The following is a 17,978-nucleotide window of genomic DNA, read 5'->3' on the forward strand; positions in this document are numbered from 1 at the left end:
GATCATGGCACCAGGGGCAACCCTCCGCCGGGTGCAGTCACTCGTGGCGGAGGACCGTCGAGCACCCGGCCAGCTCCCCCACCGCCTGCCGTGAGATCGGGAAGCCGCTACGGGCCGCTGTGCACCAGCAGGGCCCAGAGTTCCGGGGAGTCCGGGTGCTCGTCGCGCAGTTCGAGCGTCACCTGGTGCAGCGCGTCCGCGGCGGCGTCGGCGGTCGGGGTGTCGGGCAACCTGCGGTAGAACGAGCGTGCCGCCTGGACGGCCACCTGGTCGACGAGCGGCCACAGACTCGCCACCACGTGCCGGAAACCGGCGAGATGGAACGCGGACGCGAGGTGGAGCACCTCGTCGGCGTACCTGCTGCCGTGGTTCGCGGTGGAGCAGGCGGACAGGTAGGCCAGCTCCGCCCGGGGCAACCGCAGGCCGCCGATGTCGGGCAGCCGGAGCGTCGCGTCGTGCAGCAGCAGTCCGCTGTCGGCCTGGGAGGACGCCTCGACGACAGCGTGGCAGGCGAAGTGCGTCCAGGTGGCCTCGGTCAGCGCGGCGAGGACCCGGTCGGTGGTGGCCTCGTCGTTGAGCAACGTCGGCCCGTCCAGCACCGTCGCCTCGTCCAGGGCACCGGGCAGCTCGGCCTGCCCGGGCGTCCGCTGCATCGCGACGGTGAGGTGGCGACGGCTCCCGGCGGGCGGCCGGTCGCGGGCCTCGCGCAGCGTCCGTAGGGACGGCACGTACGACGACACGAGGGCGTCGAGGGCGCCGGGCTGCCCGGGACGTCCGGCGGCGTGCAGCGGCAGTAACCCCAGCAGGCCGGTCGGCAACCACCACACCCGGTGTCCACCGGTCGGCCGGTCCGGCAGGGCCCGCACCACCCGGGCGACCACGGTGTCCCACAGCCAGCTCAGCACGTCGCTCACCACCTGACGCCTGCGTAGCGTGGCCGCCAGACTCGGCCCGGCGGAGACGGCGGCCAGCAGCGTGTCCACCCTGGCGACCACGTCGACCATCCGCAGGTCGGGCAGTTCCACCAGGATCGGATCGGCGTCCGCCGGCACGATGACGGCGTCGCTGCGGTGCCGGCTGGCGTTGACCAGCACGCCGTACCCGCCCGCCACGGCGGGTCGCAGGTCGACCAGCCGGGGCGCGGCCAGGAAGCCGTCCAGCCCGGGCAGGGCACCGATCTCGGCCAGCAGGCCGTCGTAGGCCGACCACCACCGCTGACGTTCGCCGGCGGGGAAGCCCGGGGTGTTGAGCCGCTCGCACACCCACTGGAACCTGGCGGCGAGCCGTGGATCGCGCTGACGGAGGCCGTCGAGGTCGACGCGGGTGCTCGCCTGACTGGCCAGCAGGACCCCCCGGCCGCGCTCGGCGAACTCCACCGCCCCGGCGGGGTCGTCGATCACGCAGTGCGCGGCCACCCCGGCCCCGACCAGGCCGAAGTGCTCGCCGAGCCGATGCTGCTGGTCCGCCCACCCGGCTTCCCGGGGCGCGACGGACGGCAGGAACGCCGCCGCCGCGTCCAGCATCCGCACGGCGAGCCGCGGCTCGCCGACGGTCTGGGCGAGGACACCGACCGCGTGGTGGGCCGCCACCCGGTCGACCGGCGCGGCCGACGCCGCCTCGCGTACCTCCCCCGCCAGTTCCCGAAGCCGCGCCCCGTCCAGGCCGCGGCCCCCGCCACCCGCGCGCTCCTGTCCGGCGGCGCAGAGCAGGGCCACCAACCGGGACCGGCCCGGGTGGCCGCCCGGAGCCACCGCCAACGCCCGCTCGGCGAGGGCGACGGCGGCCTCGACATCCGCCGGCGACCTGGCGAACCGGTAGCGGGTCAACCGGGCCGCGGCGAGGTCCGACAGCCGCTCCGGCAGGTCGAGGTGGTCGTCCGGGGTCAGGGCCACTGCCCGCTCCCCGAGGTCGATCGCCCGGTCCAGGTCCGTTCGGCCCGGCCGCTGGGCGTGCCGGCGCAGGTAGGCGGCGGCGACCCGGGCCTGCCGGGCGGCCAGGGCGACGTCGTCGGCACCGGTGCCGGCCAGCGACCGCTCGCCGAGGTCGATCGCCCGGTCCAGATCGGCCAGCTCGTGGCTGACCCGGTTGCGTAGCTGGTACGCCTGTCCCAGAACGGACGCCCATTCCGGAGGGCAGGCCGGCGCACCGGCGGTCACCTGTTCCCCGAGCTCGATCGCTGCGGCCAGCTCGGCGAGCACCCCGGTGTGCAGGTGCCGGGTCAGCCGCACGGCCACGATCTCCATCGAGACCTGCGCCCGGTCGGGACGGTCGGCCGGGATCGCGGCGAGGGCCCACCCGAGGAGGGTCAGGGCGCGGCTCAGGTCGGCGTCCGCGCCGAGCCGGCGGTAGCGCTGGTGCAGACCCGCGGCCAGGCAGCGCAGCACGTCGGGCCGGCGGGGATGCTCGTCCTCCAACAGCGCCAGCGCCTCCTCGTTGAGTTCCACGGCCCGCCGCAGGTCGAGCAGCTCGTGGCTGCGTTCGTGCCGCCTCAGCAGGATCGCGGCGGCGCCCGCCAGGTACACGGACCGCAGCGGATCGTCGTCGGGCACCCGGGCCACGACCTGCTCGGCCAGGTCGGCCGCCCGCCACAGGTCCGCCCGGTTCCCGGACCGCTCGTAGCGGCACAGCAGCGCGTCGCCGAGGTTCACCAGGACCCCGGTGCTCGCCCGCCCGCCCGGCAGGGCGGCGGCCCGTTCCGCCAGGGTCACCGCCTGTTCGAGGTCCGCCGGCTCGTCGTCCTGCCCGTAGCGTTGCCGGTGGGCCGCGCTCAGCTCCGACAACAGCGCGGCGTCGCGGCCGTCCCGGGTCGTTGCCCGGGTGAGCAGGTCGATGACCTGACGCAGGTCGGCGGGGTCCGCCCGCAACCGGTGCCGGCACCGGTAGGCCCGGGCGAGGTCGGCTTCCAGCGCGGTGGGCGGGCCGCCGTCGCGGCGCGCGAGCGCTGTCGCCTGTTCGCCCCAGGCGATGGCCTGGTCGAGGTCACACGCGGAGCCGTCGCGCTCGTGCCGGCGGCGCAGCGCCCGGCAGAGCCGGGCCAGCAGGCCGGCGCGGCGCGGGTCCCGCTGCGGCATCCTTGCGGCTGCGGGCTCCATCAGGAGGATGGCCGCGTCGAGCAGGGCCGGTTCGTGATCGGCGGCAGCGGCGTCCAGCAACGCCACCGCCGCGTCCGCCTGCTCGCCGGGCTCGGTGAACCGGCCGACCATCGGCCGCAGCTCCACCGGAACGGCCCGGACGTCGTCCGCGACCTGGTCGACGCAGAGCAGGGACCGGGCCAGGTCGACGTGACCACCGCCGTCGGGCGCATGCCGCCAGCGGTGGTAGTGGAACCAGCCCAGCTTGAGGCTCGCCCTGGCGACCCGTGCCTCGACACCGGCGGAGGCGGTCTCCGGGTCGATCGTCCGCAGCAGCCGCCACAGGGCGGTCGCATCCCGCTCCGCCCCGGCGGAGAAGAGCGGCTTCGGGCCACCGCCATGCTGGTGGTCGGTGACCCGGTCGGCCACCAGCCAGGTAAGTTCGTCGATGAGCATCCGGGCGTCCCTAGGCCGCGTACGCCGTCACCAGCGCACGTCCAGCCGGACGACGCGGGGCGGGACGGCCGCGCCGGCGAACGCCAGCAGCGGACTGCCGTCCGGCAGAACGGCGAGGTCGACGGCGGGGGTGGGTCCCGTGGCGCCGTGGTCCAGGCCGGCGAGCAGTGCTCCCGACTCGACCTCCCAGACCCTGGTGTGCCGACCGGCCGTGGCGGCGACGACCACCCGCAGGTCGGGCAGCACCGCGAGGGCGACGTCACCGGCACCGGGCTCCGGCATGGTCAGCGTCCGTATCTCCCGACCGGTGTGCCCGTCCCAGACCCGCACCTCGGCCCCGGCGGCTGCCGCCACCCGGAACGACCGGTCGGCGAGCGTCGCCACCGCGACCGCCGGCCGGTCGCAATCGTCGTGTCCCATCGTCAGCTCGTGCAACCGGCGCCCGGTGGTGGCGTCCCAGACCTGGGCCGGGGCCACGCCCAGCGGGTCCACTCCCGCCACCACGCACAGGTGCCCGTCGGCGAGCACCGCGCTGGCTGCCGACCGCACCAGATTCACGCCCGGCTCCCCCACCGTCAGCTCCTTCACCAGCGCCCGGTTCTCGACGTTCCAGACCCGGATCGTGGCGTCGTCGCCCCCGGTGACCAGCAGCGGCACCCGTCCCCGCGGGAGCGCCCAGGAGAGCGCGTTGACGGGCCGGCGGTGCGCCTCGATCTCCACCAGGGGCGCCCCGTCCCTGGTGGACCAGGCCCGCGCCAGGCCGTCCTTGCCTCCGGTCGCCAGCACCGAGGTGCCGTCGGAGAGCACGGCCATCCCGACCGACAGGACCCACTCGCTGTGGCCGGAGACCTCGACGACGCGCTTGCCGGTGCGGACGTTCCACAGCGTCGCGCCGTCGTCGTGGCCGACGGCGAGGAGTTGCCGGCCGTCGGGGAGCACCGCCAGGGCCAGGGCGTTGATGGGCGACGTCCAGTCCTCGTCCCGCCACGCCGCGACGGTGACCTCCCGGACCTCGGTCGCGGCCGGCCCCCAGTCCCGGGGCGCGGCGGTCATCGGGCCCACCACGCCGGGCGGTACCGGCGCGGGATCGGTGGTGACCGGCCACCGGGACCGGTACGGCAGATCGTACATTTCGTTGTACTCGTCGAGGTCGTCCGCCGCGAGAATGACGCCGGAATCCAGGACGCGAAGCCCTGCCGGCGGCCTGGATTTGCGGCTGACCGGCGCGTCGGGCACGTCGCTGGACCGGTACCGGATGTCCTCGTCCGCGTTGCGGCGGACCGACTCCTCGTAGTCGGCGTCCGCCAGCTCCCGATCGGCGTGGTCGACCACCAGCCAGTCCACCCCCGCCTCACCGGCCGTCGACACCGCGTAGCGGTCCCGCCCGTGGTAGGGGTCCCGGTACCGGACCAGCTCGATGGCGCCGTCGAGAAGCGCGTGCGTCTCGGTCCGGCGCAGCGTGGTGCCCTCGTTGATCGCGCCGAGGAACCTGTCCCAGATCTGGTCGCGTCCGCGGCCCCAGCACGCGTAGAGCGAATCGTCGTCGTGGGTGGCGTAGAGCACCCGTGAACCGTCGGGCCGGCACACCGCCGAGAAGGGCGCGGGATCGACGTCGACCTGTTCCCATCGCCCGTCATGATGGCCCATCAGCCCACGGACGGCCCGCCAGGCCGCATGCCGGTCGCCGAACTCGCGCAGACCGAACCCCCGGTGCCGGACGTACCATCCGCCGCCCGCGACGGTCCCGACCTGGATGTGTACCGTGCCGCCCACCGCATCCGACTCGTCGACCGCCCACTGCATGACGGCGACCCGGTGCGTGTCGTCCACGAAGAACTCGGCGATGGGATCACTGGCCACCGAAGTGATGCTAGCGGCGGCACCGCGACGGTCCACAAGGGACGCCCCGGCGGTCGGCGCACCGGCTTTGGCGCACCGCCCCACCAACCGATACATTCCCGCCCGTGGACGACGAGCGGGGCAGACTGATCGAGCGGCGCACGTTGGCCGGACTCTGTGACGACCTGCCGGCGTTACGGGCGTACTTCGCCGCGGGAACCGAGCAGCAACGGCTGCTGCTCGCCAGCATCGAGACCGAGGCCCGGGCGCGCCGGCCGGTCGCCGGGCTGGTCGCCCGGCTGCTGGGCGCGGGCGCGACCGGAACCTCGCGCAACCTGGGCACCGGACTGCCGGGCGCGGGCCCCGGACGGGCCGACGAGGAGTCGTTCGGCTGTCCCGACCAGGCGTGTGACCGGGTGGTCGCGGCCGTACCGGCCGGGCCGGCACCGCGATGCCTGCTCACCGGTGTGCCGATGAGCAGGCGATGACCGGTGAACAACTTCTTCGGGGAGCTGGCGAAGCAGCTCGCGGAGCGCTGGGTCGGTCTGCTCGCGCTACCCGGGCTGCTCTTCGTCGCCACCGCCTGGGCCGGCATCCAGCTCGGCTGGTCGCACGCCGTCGACCTGCCACTGCTGGCGTCGAGGGCGACCGGGTTCGGAGCCGCGCTGGGTAGGGCGTCCGGGCCGGCGCAGGCGCTGGCCGTGATCGGGCTGCTCCTCGCCTCCAGCGGGGTCGGGCTGACGGTCCAGGCGCTTGCCGCGCCGGTCCGGGCCGGGCTGTTGGGGCTGTGGCCGCCCGGGCTGCGCTGGGCGCGGGGGCGGCTGGCCGACGCGCGGGGCAGGCGCTGGCACCGGCTGGTGGCGAACCGGTGGGAACTGCAGAACAGGTTTCCGGCGGCCAGCCGGACACCCGCTCAGCAGGCCGAGGTCGACGAGGCGGCAGCGCGGGTCAACCGGCTCGCCCTGGCCGCGCCGACGCGACCGACCTGGATGGGTGACCGGATCGCGGCGGTGGAACAGGTCGCACTCGACCGGTACGGGTTGGATCTACGGTTCGGCTGGTCGCGCCTGTGGCTCGTCCTGCCCGATCCCGTCCGGGCCGATCTCAGCACGGCCAACGGCCAGTTCGCCGCCGCGGTGGTCACCACCGCGTGGGCGCTGCCGTACGTCGTGCTGGGGATCGTGTGGTGGCCGGCCCTGCTGATCGCGCTGGCGGTGGGGATGACCGGTTGGCTGCGGGCCAGGGCAGCCGTGGCCGACCTCGCCGACCTCAGCGAGGCCGTGCTCGACATCCACGGCCGCACGCTGGCCGTCGCGCTCGGTGTCGCACCGGCGGAGAGCACCGGGCCGCTCAGCCTGTCCGAGGGCGACGAGATCACCCGCCACGTACGCAAGGGACGCTGACCACGGGCGCGCCGGACCTCATCTGCTGGCGCGACCAGCGGCGGCGGTGCGGCCCGCGCGGTCCGGCGGCCGCGCGCCGCGGCCCGCCGCTACCGCTCCTTGAGGCGGCGGTTGACCTCCTCGGAGATCCGTCGGTTCAGCTCGGCCAACCGCTCGTCGGTGTACGTGGTCAGGTCCTTCGCGTCCGGGCCGCCGTTCGCCGCCTGCTCCTGCTGCTTCTGCTGCTCCCGGCGTTGCAGTTCCTGCTCCTCCGGCGAGCCGGGGGCGGCGTACGCGCACCGGACCAGGGTGCCGTCGGCGCTCTTCAGGCAGGTCGCCTCCCGGCCGTTGATCTGGCCCCGGCCCTCCACCCGGTACCGGATGCTCTGCGCGCTGCCGAGCGTGGCGGTCCAGGTGCTGCCGCCGGTCGGCACCACCTCGAACACCTGGTCGTCGTTCCAACAGCAGATGTCCCGGTACTCCGCCTTGATCAGGGCGACGATCGCCTGGGGTGACGACCAGGTCGGGCTGAGCCGGTGCACGGTCAGCGGGGCGAGACCGCGGCCGGAGTACCGGGTCGGCACCGTCGACACCGCCACCACCGAACTGGCCTCGCCCTGCGGGGTGAGCGGGGTGACGTACGCGCTGCCTCCGCTGCCGTCGCGGTAGCGCAGGGTGAACTCCGACTCGTTGCCCTCATTGGCGCCGTCCTCGGAGGCGTCCCAGCCGCTGCGCTCGAACCACCAGTCGGCGAACCCGCCGACGGCGGCGGTGCCCTCCCGCTGCCGGCCGGCCAGGCTGATCGGATAGGACGGTCCGGGCACCTTCGTCGTGTCGTCGGTGATCGTGACCTGCCCGGTCCGGCCGTCGTACAGCGCCAGGCCGGCCGGCCGTTCGGTCACCACCAGGATTCCGGTCTGCCGCTTCAGCGGCACCACCACGACCGGAGTGTCCCCCTGGCAGTGGACGTACGCGTCGTCGGCGGAGAACCGGACCCCGCGCCGCTCGGCGGAGATCTTCCGGCCCAGGTTGTGGGTGAACCAGCCGCCGATGCGCGCGTCGGCGGCCGACACGTCGAACTGGCACCGCTGCTGCGCCCGGCTGTTGCCGCCGAGCGGCACCTCCTGCACGAGGCCGACCTCGTAACCGGTCAACCAGCCGCGCCGCTCGACCAGGACGGCGAACCGGTCGGAGTCGGGCAGGTAGCTGACGTCGGTGATCTCGCCGGTGACGTCGCCCAGGTTGGGCGCGGCCTGTGCCTCGCCGGCCAGGTACGGCGCGCGGGCGGTCAACTCCGGGACCGGATCGCTCACCACCCGCATGGTGGTCACGTACGCCCGGTCCTGCAGGTACTCGCCGTAGACCAGCCAGAACGCCCCCAGGGCCAGCCCGACGGCGGCGCCCAGCCAGCCGAGGACCACGATCCCGCCGGCCGCCGCGGGCGTGGTCCTGCGCCGGCGGAGCCGGTGGCTGAGCAGTCGCACCAGGAGCGGCGCCCCGCCGAACAGGGCCACCAGGGCCGGCGCCACCAGCCAGGGCAGCAGTTTGCGCACCTCCCACACGAGGATGGTGGTGACGTACGAGGCATACCAGCCGACGGCGGCCAGCAGGAGAACCGGGATACCCACCCGCAGCGCACGCCCCATCGACACCCTCCTCATGACATGACGAACTTCGATCCTATTTCGACCGGTCAAGACGGCTCCGCCGGCGGGTTCGGGACGGGTGGTGGGGCCCGGCGGCTGGTCAGTCCGGGGCGCGCAGGTAGGTGAGCACGGCGACGACCCTACGGTGCCCGCTGTCGTCGGGCGGCAGGCCGAGCTTGGCGAAGATGTTCCCGATGTGCTTGCTGACGGCGCGCTCGGTGACCACGAGCTGACGGGCGATGCCCGCGTTGGTGCTGCCCCCCGCCATCAGCGTGAGCACCTCGCGCTCGCGCGGGGTGAGGCCGGCGAGTGGGCTGCGCCGGGTGGCCACGAGCTGCGCGACGACGTGCGGGTCCAGCACCGTGCCGCCGTCGGCGACCCGGCGCAACGCGTCGAGGAAGTCGTCGACCCGGGACACCCGGTCCTTGAGCAGATAGCCGATGGCGCCCTGCCCGTCGGCGAGCAGTTCGGTCGCGTAGGCGCGCTCGACGTACTGGGAGAGCAGCAGAACCGGCAGGCCCGGGTGCCGACGGCGCAGGGTCAGCGCCGCGCGTAGCCCCTCGTCGCGGAAGGTCGGCGGCAGCCGGATGTCCACGATGGCGACGTCGGGTCGCTGTTGGTCGACGGCGGCGACGATGTCGTCCGGCGTGTCCACCGCCGCCGTCACCTCGAAGCCGGCGGTGGTGAGCAGCAGGTTGAGCCCCTCCTGGAGCAGGACGTTGTCCTCGGCGATCAGGACCCGCACGGCAGCTCCGCCCGCAGCACCGTCGGCCCGCCGGTCGGGCTGCTCAGCTCCACCCGGCCGTCGAGCGCCGCGACCCGGCGCCGGATCCCGGCCAGGCCGGTGCCGGCCGACTCCCGCGCGCCGCCGACCCCGTCGTCGGTCACGCGGACCACCAGCCGGCCCGCCCAATGCTCCACGCGCAGGTCACCGCCGCTGGCGCCACTGTGCCTGGCGATGTTGGCCAGCGCCTCGGCGACGACGAAGTACGCGGCGCTCTCCAGCGCGGCCGGCAGCCGGTCCAGCGGGGCGACCCGCACGGTCAGCGGCACGGGACAGTCGGCGGCGAGCGCGTGCACCGCGCCGGGCAGCCCCCGGTCGGCGAGGATCGGCGGGTAGATGCCCCGGACCACCCCGCGCAGCTCGGTCAGGGTCTCCTCGACGAGTGCCCGGGCCCGGCCGAGGAGCCGGTCCGCGAGTGCGGGGTCGACGGCCCGCCGGCCCTGCGCGACGCCGAGCTGGATGGCGATCGCCACCAGCCGGGCCTGGGTGCCGTCGTGCAGGTCCCGCTCGATGCGGCGCAGCTCCGCCGCGTGCGCGTCCAGCGCGCCGGCCCGGGTCGCGGAGAGTTCCGCGACCCGGCTGACGAGCCGGCTACGGGCGGACGGCGCGAACGACGCCAGCGCGGCCCGGGCGTGTGCCGCCGCGACGGCCGGGACGGCCCACCGCAGCAGCGCGAGCGCGGCGCCGGCGAGCAGCGGCGGCACCAGCAGCGCCCGGCCCCAGCTCGTGATCGGCACGACGAAGGTGAGCGGCGCGCCGGTCGGCACGGCCCACCAGATCAGCGGAGCGACCAGCCCGCCCAGCGCCAGCAGCCAGAGCAGCAGCACGCCGGCGGCGAGCGGCGGCCCGCCGACCGCGTGCACGGCGAGCCAGGCCGCACTCCGGTAGCTGGCCGGATCGCCCGCCGCGGCCCGCAGCAGGGCGGCGCGGGAGCCGACGGGCGGCCGGGGCTCGACCGGGACCGGCCTGCCCAGCAACCGGCCCGCGCGGCGACGTTCCCGGTCGGCCAGCGCACCGAGGGCACGCAGGGCGGGCGGCAGCAGCACGACGCCGAACCCGACGAGGCTCGACGCGAGCGCCCCGGCCAGCGCGCCGAGCACACCGGCCGCGCCGATCGCGCTCGCCCCGCCGTCCAGCAGGTACCTCGTCATCCGCCAGGACCGCCGCATCGTCGTATTCTGCGCCCCTCGACGGCGGTCCGGCAGTGTAGCCAGCTACACCCTCGACCGGGGCCGCTGCCCCATCGCCCGCCCGACCGGCCGCCCCTAGCGTCGGTGCGATGACGACCAATGACCGAAGAAGGCACTGGGGCGGCGTACTCGCGGGCGTGGTCCTGCTCGTCGCCGCCACGGGCGGGCCGGCCGCGGCACACGGGCCGGCGGCGCCGGGGTGCGCCGGCCTGCCGGCGACGGCCGCCGCGCTGCGCGGCCTGACCGGCACCCACCTGCTGGTCGGCGCGGCCATCGAGGTGTACGGCCCGAACTGCGGCCGGTGGTCCGGCAGCAGTGGCCGGGCGGACCTGCGGACCGGCCGGCCGATGCGCGCCGACGAGCGGATCCGGATCGGCAGCTCGACCAAGACGTTCACCGCGACGGTGGTGCTGCAACTCGTCGCGGAGGGCCGGCTCGCGCTGGACGCCCCGGTCGAGCGGTACCTGCCCGGTGTGGTCCGGGGCAACGGGTACGACGGTCGGCGGATCACCGTGCGCGACCTGCTGCGACACACCAGCGGCCTGCCCGACCACGTCGACGCGTTGGCCTGGGACCGGATGGACGGGTGGCGCTACCGGCACCACTCGCCGGACGAGCTGATCACGCTGGCGACGACGCTCCCGGCGCCCGGTCCCGGCTGGCACTACTCGACCACCAACTACGTGCTGGCCGGCCTGGTCGTCGAGCGGGTCACCGGGCGCGACATCGGCACGGAGATCACCCGACGGGTGCTCGTACCGCTGGGGCTGCGGGACACCTACTGGCCCGGCGACGCGGTGCGGATCCGGGGACCCCACCCGCGCGGCTACGCGCCGGCCGGGCCGGCCGACGTCCTGGGCCGGCGGGACGTCACCCGGTTCAACATGTCGTTCGGCGGTGCCGGTGGGGCGCTGGTCTCCACCCTCGCCGACCAGAACCGGTTCTTCGCCGCGCTGCTCGGCGGCCGGCTGCTGGACCCGGCGCGCCTCGCCGAGCTGACCCGGACCGTGCCGGCCGAGGAGGGACGGCTCTGGCCCGGGGCCCGCTACGGGCTCGGGATCATCTCGACGCCGCTGACCGAGTGCGGCGGGACGCTCTACTGGGGCCACGGCGGGACCACCCCGGGTTTCCGGACCCTGGGCGGGGTCACCACCGACGGCCGGCGGGCCCAGCTCGTGGTCAACGACGAACCGGTGTCGTACGAGAGCTGGCAGGCGCTCTCGACGACCCTGCACACCGCCCTGTGCGAGACCCGGTGAGCCGCCGACGGGCGGACCCGACGACGACCGAGGAGACGAACCGATGACCTGGAACGAACGGACCACCGGCAGGGCGCGGGCGGTGGCCGGGCTCACCGTCGCGGGGCTCGCCGCCGTCGGGCTCACCGGCACCGCCGACCCGCCGGTGCGCGCCGGCGAGCCGGCCGGCACCGCCGACCTGGCCGGCTACCAGCGACAGCGGCTGGACTGGCACGGCTGCCAGCGGGATTCGGCCGACCAGGCCGGCGCCGAGCTGGACCGGGCCGGCGCCGCCTGCACCGAGCTCACCGTGCCGCTGGACTACGCCCGCCCGGACGGTCGCCGGATCACCGTGGCGCTGTCCCGGCTGGCGGCCACCGACCCGGCCCGCCGGATCGGGGTCCTGCTGCTCAACACCGGCGGCCCCGGGGCGCCCGGGATGTCCGACGTGCTGCCGGTACGCCAGTGGATGGGCGACGTCGGGGCGAGGTTCGACCTGGTCGGGCTGGACCCCCGGTTCGTCGGCCGCAGCACCCCGCTGGACTGTGGCTGGCCCAGCGGCACCTGGACCCGCTCGGCGGGGCCGGACCGCGCCGGGTTCGACCGGCTGACCGCGTTCGAACAAGACCTGGCGGCCCGGTGTGCCCGCCGCAACGCCACGCTGCTGCCCCATGTCACCACCCGGAACACCGCCCGCGACATGGACCTGCTCCGGGCCGTCCTCGGCGAGCCGAAGCTGTCGTACCTCGGCTACTCCTACGGCACCTACCTCGGCGCGGTCTACACCCAGCTGTTCCCGGACCGCGCCGACCGGGTCGTCCTGGACAGCGCGGTCGACCCCGCCACGTACGGGGCGCGGGTGCTGCGGGAGACCGGGCCCGCCAACGAGGCCGCGCTGCGCGACTGGGCCGACTGGGCGGCCCGGCACCACGACCGGTACCGCCTGGGCAACACCGGCCCCCGGGTGCTGGCCACCGTGGACCGGATCCGCGCCGCCGCGGCCCGGAGCCCGCTGCGGGTCGGCGACTACCGGGTCGACGCGCAGGTACTGCCGTTCCTGCTGTTCAACCGGCTCAGCGACGACCGGGACGAGACGCACGCCGACCTCGCCGAGACGGTGCGGGTGCTCCGCGACGCGGCGACGTCGGGCGGGGCGGCGCCCACGGCGTCGCTGGCGGACACCCTGGCGTTCGCGCTGACCGGCGCGCAGTCGGCGACCGGCAGCGTGCAGGCCGCCATCCTCTGCGGGGACGTGCCGGTGCCCCGCGATCCCGAGCAGTACTGGCGGGAGATCCACGAGTACCGGGCGAGTGAACCCCGGTTCGGCGAGTTGACCAGGGCGATCAGCCCGTGCGCCTTCTGGCCGGAGCCGCCCCGGGAGCGACCCACCGTGGTACGCAACGACGTGCCGGCCCTGATCGTGCAGTCCACCGGGGACACCCGGACGCTCTACCGGCACGGCCAGGCCATGCACCGGGCGCTGACCGGCTCCCGGCTGCTCACCCTGCACGACGCCCGCATCCACGGCGTGTACGGCAACTACGCCGACGGGTGCGTGGACCGGGCCGTCAACGCCTACCTCGCCGACGGGGTACTGCCGGCCGCCGACCTCGGCTGTACCCGCCCTCCGGTCGGTCCCCGCGGGTAGCGGGCGCCGACCGGAGTCACGAGCTGCCGACTCCCGGCCCCGGTGGCGAACAGTGCCGGGGCCGGTCAGGCTCGGCGGCGCGCGACCAGGACGGCGTCGTGGATGGTGATGTCGCGTCCCTCGGGGTCGACCACGGCGCGTGGCCGGGCCTCGACGGCCAGCACCTGCCACGTGGTGGGGTCGAGCGAGGCCGCGACCTCCTCGCCGGTGAACATCATCTCCGGGAAGTGCATCCGGCGGGCGGTGGTGCGCAGGTCGAGCGGGTGGTGCCCGACGATCAGCAGGGTGCCCCCGGGGGCCACCGCGGCGGCCAGCCGGGCGAACAGCTCCCGGCGCGCCTCGCCCGGCAGGTGCATGAACTGCGACGACACCAGGTCGTACGCGCCCTCGGCGGGCGGCTGGACGCGCAGGTCCGCGCGCGTCCACTCGATGCGGCCGGCGACCTGCGGACCAGTGGCCGCGGCGTGCGCGGCGGCCCGCTCCAGGGCGGTGCTGGAGATGTCGACCGCCGTTACCCGCCAGCCCCGTTCCGCCAGCCAGACAGCATCGGCGCCCTCACCGCAGCCGACGTCGAGCGCCCGGCCCGGGGGCAGCTCGGTGGCGTCCGCGACGAGCTGGGGGTTCGGGCGTCCGCTCCACACCGCCGCTCGGGCGCGGTAACGCTCCTCCCAGGCGGCCTCCTCGAACATCGTGCGCACCTGGTGCCGGTAGTCGGCCACGGCGGCACGGCTCTCCTCGGCGACGAGGTCGGCGTTGATCGCCGCGCCGGCGGCCAGGCCCGCCGCGGCGGCCGTGATCACCTGGGCGCGTACGTCGGCCACGTTGCCCGCCACCCACACGCCGGGCACGGCGGTGGCCCCGGTCGGGTCGGCGGAGACCTGGCTGCCGATCACCTGCCCACCGAACTCCACCTCGACCGGCTTGATCCCCAGCGACTCCAGCACCCCGGCGCGGGCGGTGAACCGCGGCGCGACGACCACCGCGTCCAGCGCGACGACCTCGCCCGAGGCCAGCCGTACCCCGGTCAGCGTGTCGCCGGCCACCTCGAGCGCCGCGACCGGGCCGGCCACGACGGTGATCCCGCGCGCCGCGAGCCGCTCGGTCTCCTCCGCGCCGAGCGCCGTGCCGTGCAGCAACAGCAGCACGTGCGGGCTCCACTGCCGCCACAGGTCGGCCTGGTGCACGGCCGTCGGCCCGGTGGCCAGGACGCCGATGCGCCGGTCCCGGACCTCCCACCCGTGGCAGTACGGGCAGTGCAGCACGTCACGCCCCCACCGCTCGGTCATCCCCGGCACGTCGGGCAGCTCGTCGACGAGCCCGGTCGTCACCAGCAGCCGCCGCGCCCGCACGCCACGCCCGCCGTCCAGCGTCACGACGAAGCCGTCACCCTCCCGCGACGCGGCCTCGACCCGCCCGGCGACGACCTCGCCGCCGTACCGGGTCACGTCGGCCCGCCCGGCCGTCACCAGGTCGGCCGGCGGCGTGCCCTCCCGGGCCAGGTAGTTGTGCACGTGCCCGGCCGGCGCGTTGCGCGGCTGCCCGGCGTCCACCACCAGCACCGACCGCCGCGCCCGCGCCAGCGTCAACGCCCCGCTCAGCCCGGCGGCGCCGCCACCGACCACCACCACGTCGTACGTCCCGTCCACCATGTCTGTCCCTCCGCTCGTCAGGACCAACCATCCCGCGCACCCCGCCGAACCGACAAATAAAGTTGCCATTCTGGCAAACGACGAGACCGCGGCGAAGTGACCGTTCGGTGGCAACGGCAAACGGGTACGGCGGTCCCGGGTGACCGCCGTACCCGCCCGAGGGTCAGTAGCTGACCTTGACCTGCATCTGCCGCCAGGTCTGCGGGCCGACGACCCCGTCGACCGTGACCCCGCGCATCCCCTGGTACCAGCGCACCCCGGCCTCCGTCCGCGCGTCGAAGGCGCCGGTCGCCCGGCCGCACCGCCGCTCCCCCACGAACCGCTGGACGAAGGCCACGTCGGCGCCGCTCGTCCCCCGGCGCAGGGTACGCGAGCCGGGCGCCCGCCCGGGCGGCGTCGGCGCGGGCGGCGTGGTCGCCGCGCGCAGGGCGGCGACCGTCCACGGCCCCACGACGCCGTCCACCGCCAGTTTCCGGGTCTGCTGGAAGGTACGCACCCACGCCTCGGTGGCGGCCCCGAAGTCACCGTCGACGGCCAGCCTGGCGCCCAGCCGGTTGGCGACGGTCTGCAACTCGCGCACGTCGCTGCCCCGGCTGCCGCGCCGCAGCACCCGGTCACCGAGCTTCGGCACCGGCGCGGTGACGATCCCCCAGCTCCGGTCGCTCCGCTCCGCCGACGGGGTGTGGCTGACGCTGACGTGCAGGTGCTTGTCGTGCGGGTTGCTGCCGGTGTACCGGGCCGGGGCGAACCCCCGGGTCCGGCTCCAGATCGTCCGGTCGAAGATCACGTACTGGGTGGACGGGTGCGCGATGCACTTGCGGATCACCAGCGACGGGTCGATGCCGTCCCGGTCGACGTCGAGCGCGTTGACCGAGCGGTCGTCCGCGTCCGGGTTGTGGTCGGAGGTGCCGGCCTGGTGGGCGGCGTCACCGATCCAGCCGTCCGAGGCGCGGTCCCGGTGCGGCCAGCGCCGGTCGATCTCGTCGCGCAGCAGCCGCAGCGTCGGCGCCAGGTGGTACGCCACGAGCCCGGGTGGCTCCGGCGACGGCTCCTCCTCGGCGGCGAAGAGGTCGTACTCGACCGCCTCCCCGATCCGGCTGCCCGGATCGTCGTCCTCCGGGGTCCGGTCGACGTCGACCTGATCGGTCACCGCGTCCACCTCGTGCTCCTCTCTGCTGATCGCCGGTGGGGTTGTCACGCGGCGGTGGGGGTCGCCGGCGCCGGGTCGGGCGTCGGATCGGTGCCGGCCGGGGCCGGCCGGACGGTGTGCGGCGCGGCGGCGGGCACCTCGGTCACCAACGGGTCGAGGTCCGCGCGGATCGCCGAGACCTGCCAGTAGAAGGCGTGCGACGCCTTAGAGCCGTCGACGGTGCGGACCCGGAACTCGCCGGCGGCGACCCGGGACGCCGCCAGCGGCGACACCGGCTCGTCGTCGCCGAAGACCGGGGTGAGCTGGACGGTGCGGCCCTCCAGCCGGGTCAGCGCCTCGAAGTACTCGGGCAGGTCGACGGTGGCGGTCCCGTCGACGAGCCGCCCCTCGCCCCGGTAGTAGACGCCGTTCTCGGGGCCCTCCAACGCGGCGTGCACCAGCAGCCGGCGGTCCGGATCGGCCGGGTCGTCGAGCGGGTGGTCGATGACGAACTGCTTGGTCCGGCCGACGATCTTGCCGGAGGCGGCCTCCAACGAGATCGGGTACGGGCCGCCGGCCGGCCCGGCGTACATCGCCCCGGAGACGAACAGGTCGAAGGTGCTGATGCCCCCGCCGCTCCAGTCGGGAATCGAGTTCGGGCTCGTCTTCACCCCGAGCCGGCCGTTGACCTGTAGGTCACCGCCGAACAGGCCCCGCTTCTCCACCCACAGGCAGCCCGCGTCCGGCTCGGAGCTGCCGCCGTGCCCGACGTACACGCCCTGGGTGTTGAGCAGGTACAGCCGCTCCGGGCCGCTCAGGTGCAGCCGGCCGGCGCCGGCGAGATAGCCCGAGGCGGGGAGGTTGACGGTCCCGCCCACCCCGAGCGCCCCCTGCACGGTCAGGTTCCCGCTGGCGCCGGTCTCCTTGACCACGGTCAGACCGGCGCCGGCCCTGATCGCCACCTGGCCGTCGCTGACCAGGGTCAGCCCGCCGCGTCCGCGTAACCGGGCGGCCCGCAGCTCCTGCACCTCCAGGTCCGCGTACGGGCGGCTGTGCAGCGGGTAGCCCAACGAGGGGGTGTCGCTGCTGCGGTCGACCAGTTCGAAGCCGCGGCCGGCCCGGAAGGAGAGCTGCCCGTGCTGGACGCCGGGCCCCCAGAAGCCCAGGCCGGCGACCACCTGGTCGGCCTGCACGACGGTGCCGTCGAGGCTGCCCAGGTGCAGCATGCTCTGGCTGATCCGCAGCCGGTCCGCGCCGGCCTGGTGGAAGGTGATCGCGTCGTCGGGGTCGTTGTTGTTGCCGATCCGCAGGACGGTGTTCTCGCCGGCCGCCGCCCAGTAGCGGATGAACGCCTCGTCGCCGACCCCGCCCCCCGGGTTGCTTGGGAACTGGATCCCGGCCAGCGGCGAGTCGCCGACGGACGGCACGATCGCCCCGACCGGCACCCGCAGGCCGGCGACCAGCCGACCGGTGGTCTGCACGGTCACCACGCCCTGGCTGCGGACCACCCGGCCGAGCACGATCGCGCGCCCCGGGTCGGCCGGCGGGGCGGTGGTCAGCTCCACCCGGCCCTCCTCGGTCCACCGGGTCTCGGCGGCCACCCCGCCCTCGTCGCGCCGGTCGGTCAGCGTCTCGGAGTAGCGCAGGGTGACGTGGAACGTGCCGTCGCCGGGCGGGCTCACCCGGCGGATCGCCGGCACCACGACGAGCAGCCCGTCGGCGTCGACGGCCGCGCCCTCGGCGACCGTGACGTCGCCCCCGGTCGCGCTGAGCTCCAGCCCGCTGACCACGCCGACCGGCTGCCGCAGCCGGGCGGTGAGGTGCTGGCGGGACAGCAGGTAGTCCACCGCCTGGGCCAGGTCGGCGGCGCGCAGGTACTGGTGGTCGTAGTACCGGGGCCGGGCCATCGGCAGCGGCACGTCGTTCTTCCAGTTGATCGTCATCGG

General features: G+C 75.2%; 12 protein-coding genes. 4 read left to right on the forward strand and 8 right to left on the reverse strand.

What is annotated here, in order from left to right; genetic code table 11:
• Positions 1-107 precede the first annotated feature (107 nt).
• Positions 108-3,527: a CHAT domain-containing protein gene (locus tag C5N14_RS21105; RefSeq protein WP_117669849.1), complete on the reverse strand. Its 3,420-nt coding sequence runs from the start codon at positions 3,525-3,527 to the stop codon at positions 108-110.
• A 27-nt stretch (positions 3,528-3,554) separates the two neighbouring features.
• Entirely contained in the window at positions 3,555-5,387 is a 1,833-nt protein-coding gene (locus C5N14_RS21110) for a WD40 repeat domain-containing protein (protein ID WP_207892808.1), read from the reverse strand.
• A gap of 104 nt (positions 5,388-5,491) precedes the next feature.
• Between C5N14_RS21110 and C5N14_RS21115 the strand changes: the two genes are divergently transcribed.
• Both C5N14_RS21115 and C5N14_RS21120 read left to right on the forward strand, forming a co-directional pair.
• Positions 5,492-5,854, forward strand: a complete 363-nt coding sequence (locus C5N14_RS21115; RefSeq protein WP_207892809.1) for a hypothetical protein — start codon at positions 5,492-5,494, stop codon at positions 5,852-5,854.
• A gap of 3 nt (positions 5,855-5,857) precedes the next feature.
• Entirely contained in the window at positions 5,858-6,769 is a 912-nt protein-coding gene (locus C5N14_RS21120; RefSeq protein ID WP_117669850.1) for a hypothetical protein, read from the forward strand.
• Between the two features lie 89 nt (positions 6,770-6,858).
• On the opposite strand, the gene C5N14_RS21125 is transcribed toward C5N14_RS21120, so the two are convergent.
• From C5N14_RS21125 to C5N14_RS21135, 3 genes are all read right to left on the reverse strand, one after another.
• Entirely contained in the window at positions 6,859-8,394 is a 1,536-nt protein-coding gene (locus C5N14_RS21125; RefSeq protein ID WP_117669851.1) for a hypothetical protein, read from the reverse strand.
• 100 nt (positions 8,395-8,494) lie between these two features.
• Positions 8,495-9,139, reverse strand: a complete 645-nt coding sequence (locus tag C5N14_RS21130) for a response regulator transcription factor (RefSeq protein WP_117669852.1) — start codon at positions 9,137-9,139, stop codon at positions 8,495-8,497.
• Positions 9,127-10,347 (reverse strand): sensor histidine kinase, encoded by a 1,221-nt coding sequence (locus C5N14_RS21135; RefSeq protein ID WP_117669853.1) that lies wholly within the window; start codon positions 10,345-10,347, stop codon positions 9,127-9,129. Before C5N14_RS21135 ends, C5N14_RS21130 begins: the two co-directional genes overlap by 13 nt.
• Before the next feature lie 110 nt (positions 10,348-10,457).
• Here C5N14_RS21135 and C5N14_RS21140 point away from each other — a divergent pair, with 110 nt between their 5' ends.
• Together C5N14_RS21140 and C5N14_RS21145 are read left to right on the forward strand one after the other, a co-directional pair.
• Positions 10,458-11,627, forward strand: coding sequence for a serine hydrolase (locus C5N14_RS21140; RefSeq protein WP_117669854.1), 1,170 nt, complete (start codon positions 10,458-10,460; stop codon positions 11,625-11,627).
• 43 nt (positions 11,628-11,670) lie between these two features.
• On the forward strand, positions 11,671-13,254 hold the full coding sequence (locus C5N14_RS21145) for an alpha/beta fold hydrolase (protein WP_117669855.1): 1,584 nt from the start codon (positions 11,671-11,673) through the stop codon (positions 13,252-13,254).
• Positions 13,255-13,319: 65 nt separating this feature from the next.
• Here the strand turns inward: C5N14_RS21145 and C5N14_RS21150 are convergent, their stop codons facing one another.
• The 3 genes from C5N14_RS21150 to C5N14_RS21160 all read right to left on the reverse strand — a co-directional run bounded on the left by C5N14_RS21150 (position 13,320) and on the right by C5N14_RS21160 (position 17,975).
• Positions 13,320-14,903, reverse strand: coding sequence for a bifunctional NAD(P)/FAD-dependent oxidoreductase/class I SAM-dependent methyltransferase (locus C5N14_RS21150; protein ID WP_117669856.1), 1,584 nt, complete (start codon positions 14,901-14,903; stop codon positions 13,320-13,322).
• A gap of 163 nt (positions 14,904-15,066) precedes the next feature.
• Entirely contained in the window at positions 15,067-16,053 is a 987-nt protein-coding gene (locus C5N14_RS21155) for a peptidoglycan-binding protein (protein ID WP_165878177.1), read from the reverse strand.
• 44 nt (positions 16,054-16,097) lie between these two features.
• A complete protein-coding gene (locus C5N14_RS21160; RefSeq protein WP_117669858.1) occupies positions 16,098-17,975 on the reverse strand; it encodes a hypothetical protein in 1,878 nt (625 codons plus the stop codon).
• Between the last annotated feature and the right edge of the window lie 3 nt (positions 17,976-17,978).

This window comes from Micromonospora sp. MW-13 (assembly GCF_003434305.1).
Lineage (GTDB): Bacteria > Actinomycetota > Actinomycetes > Mycobacteriales > Micromonosporaceae > Micromonospora.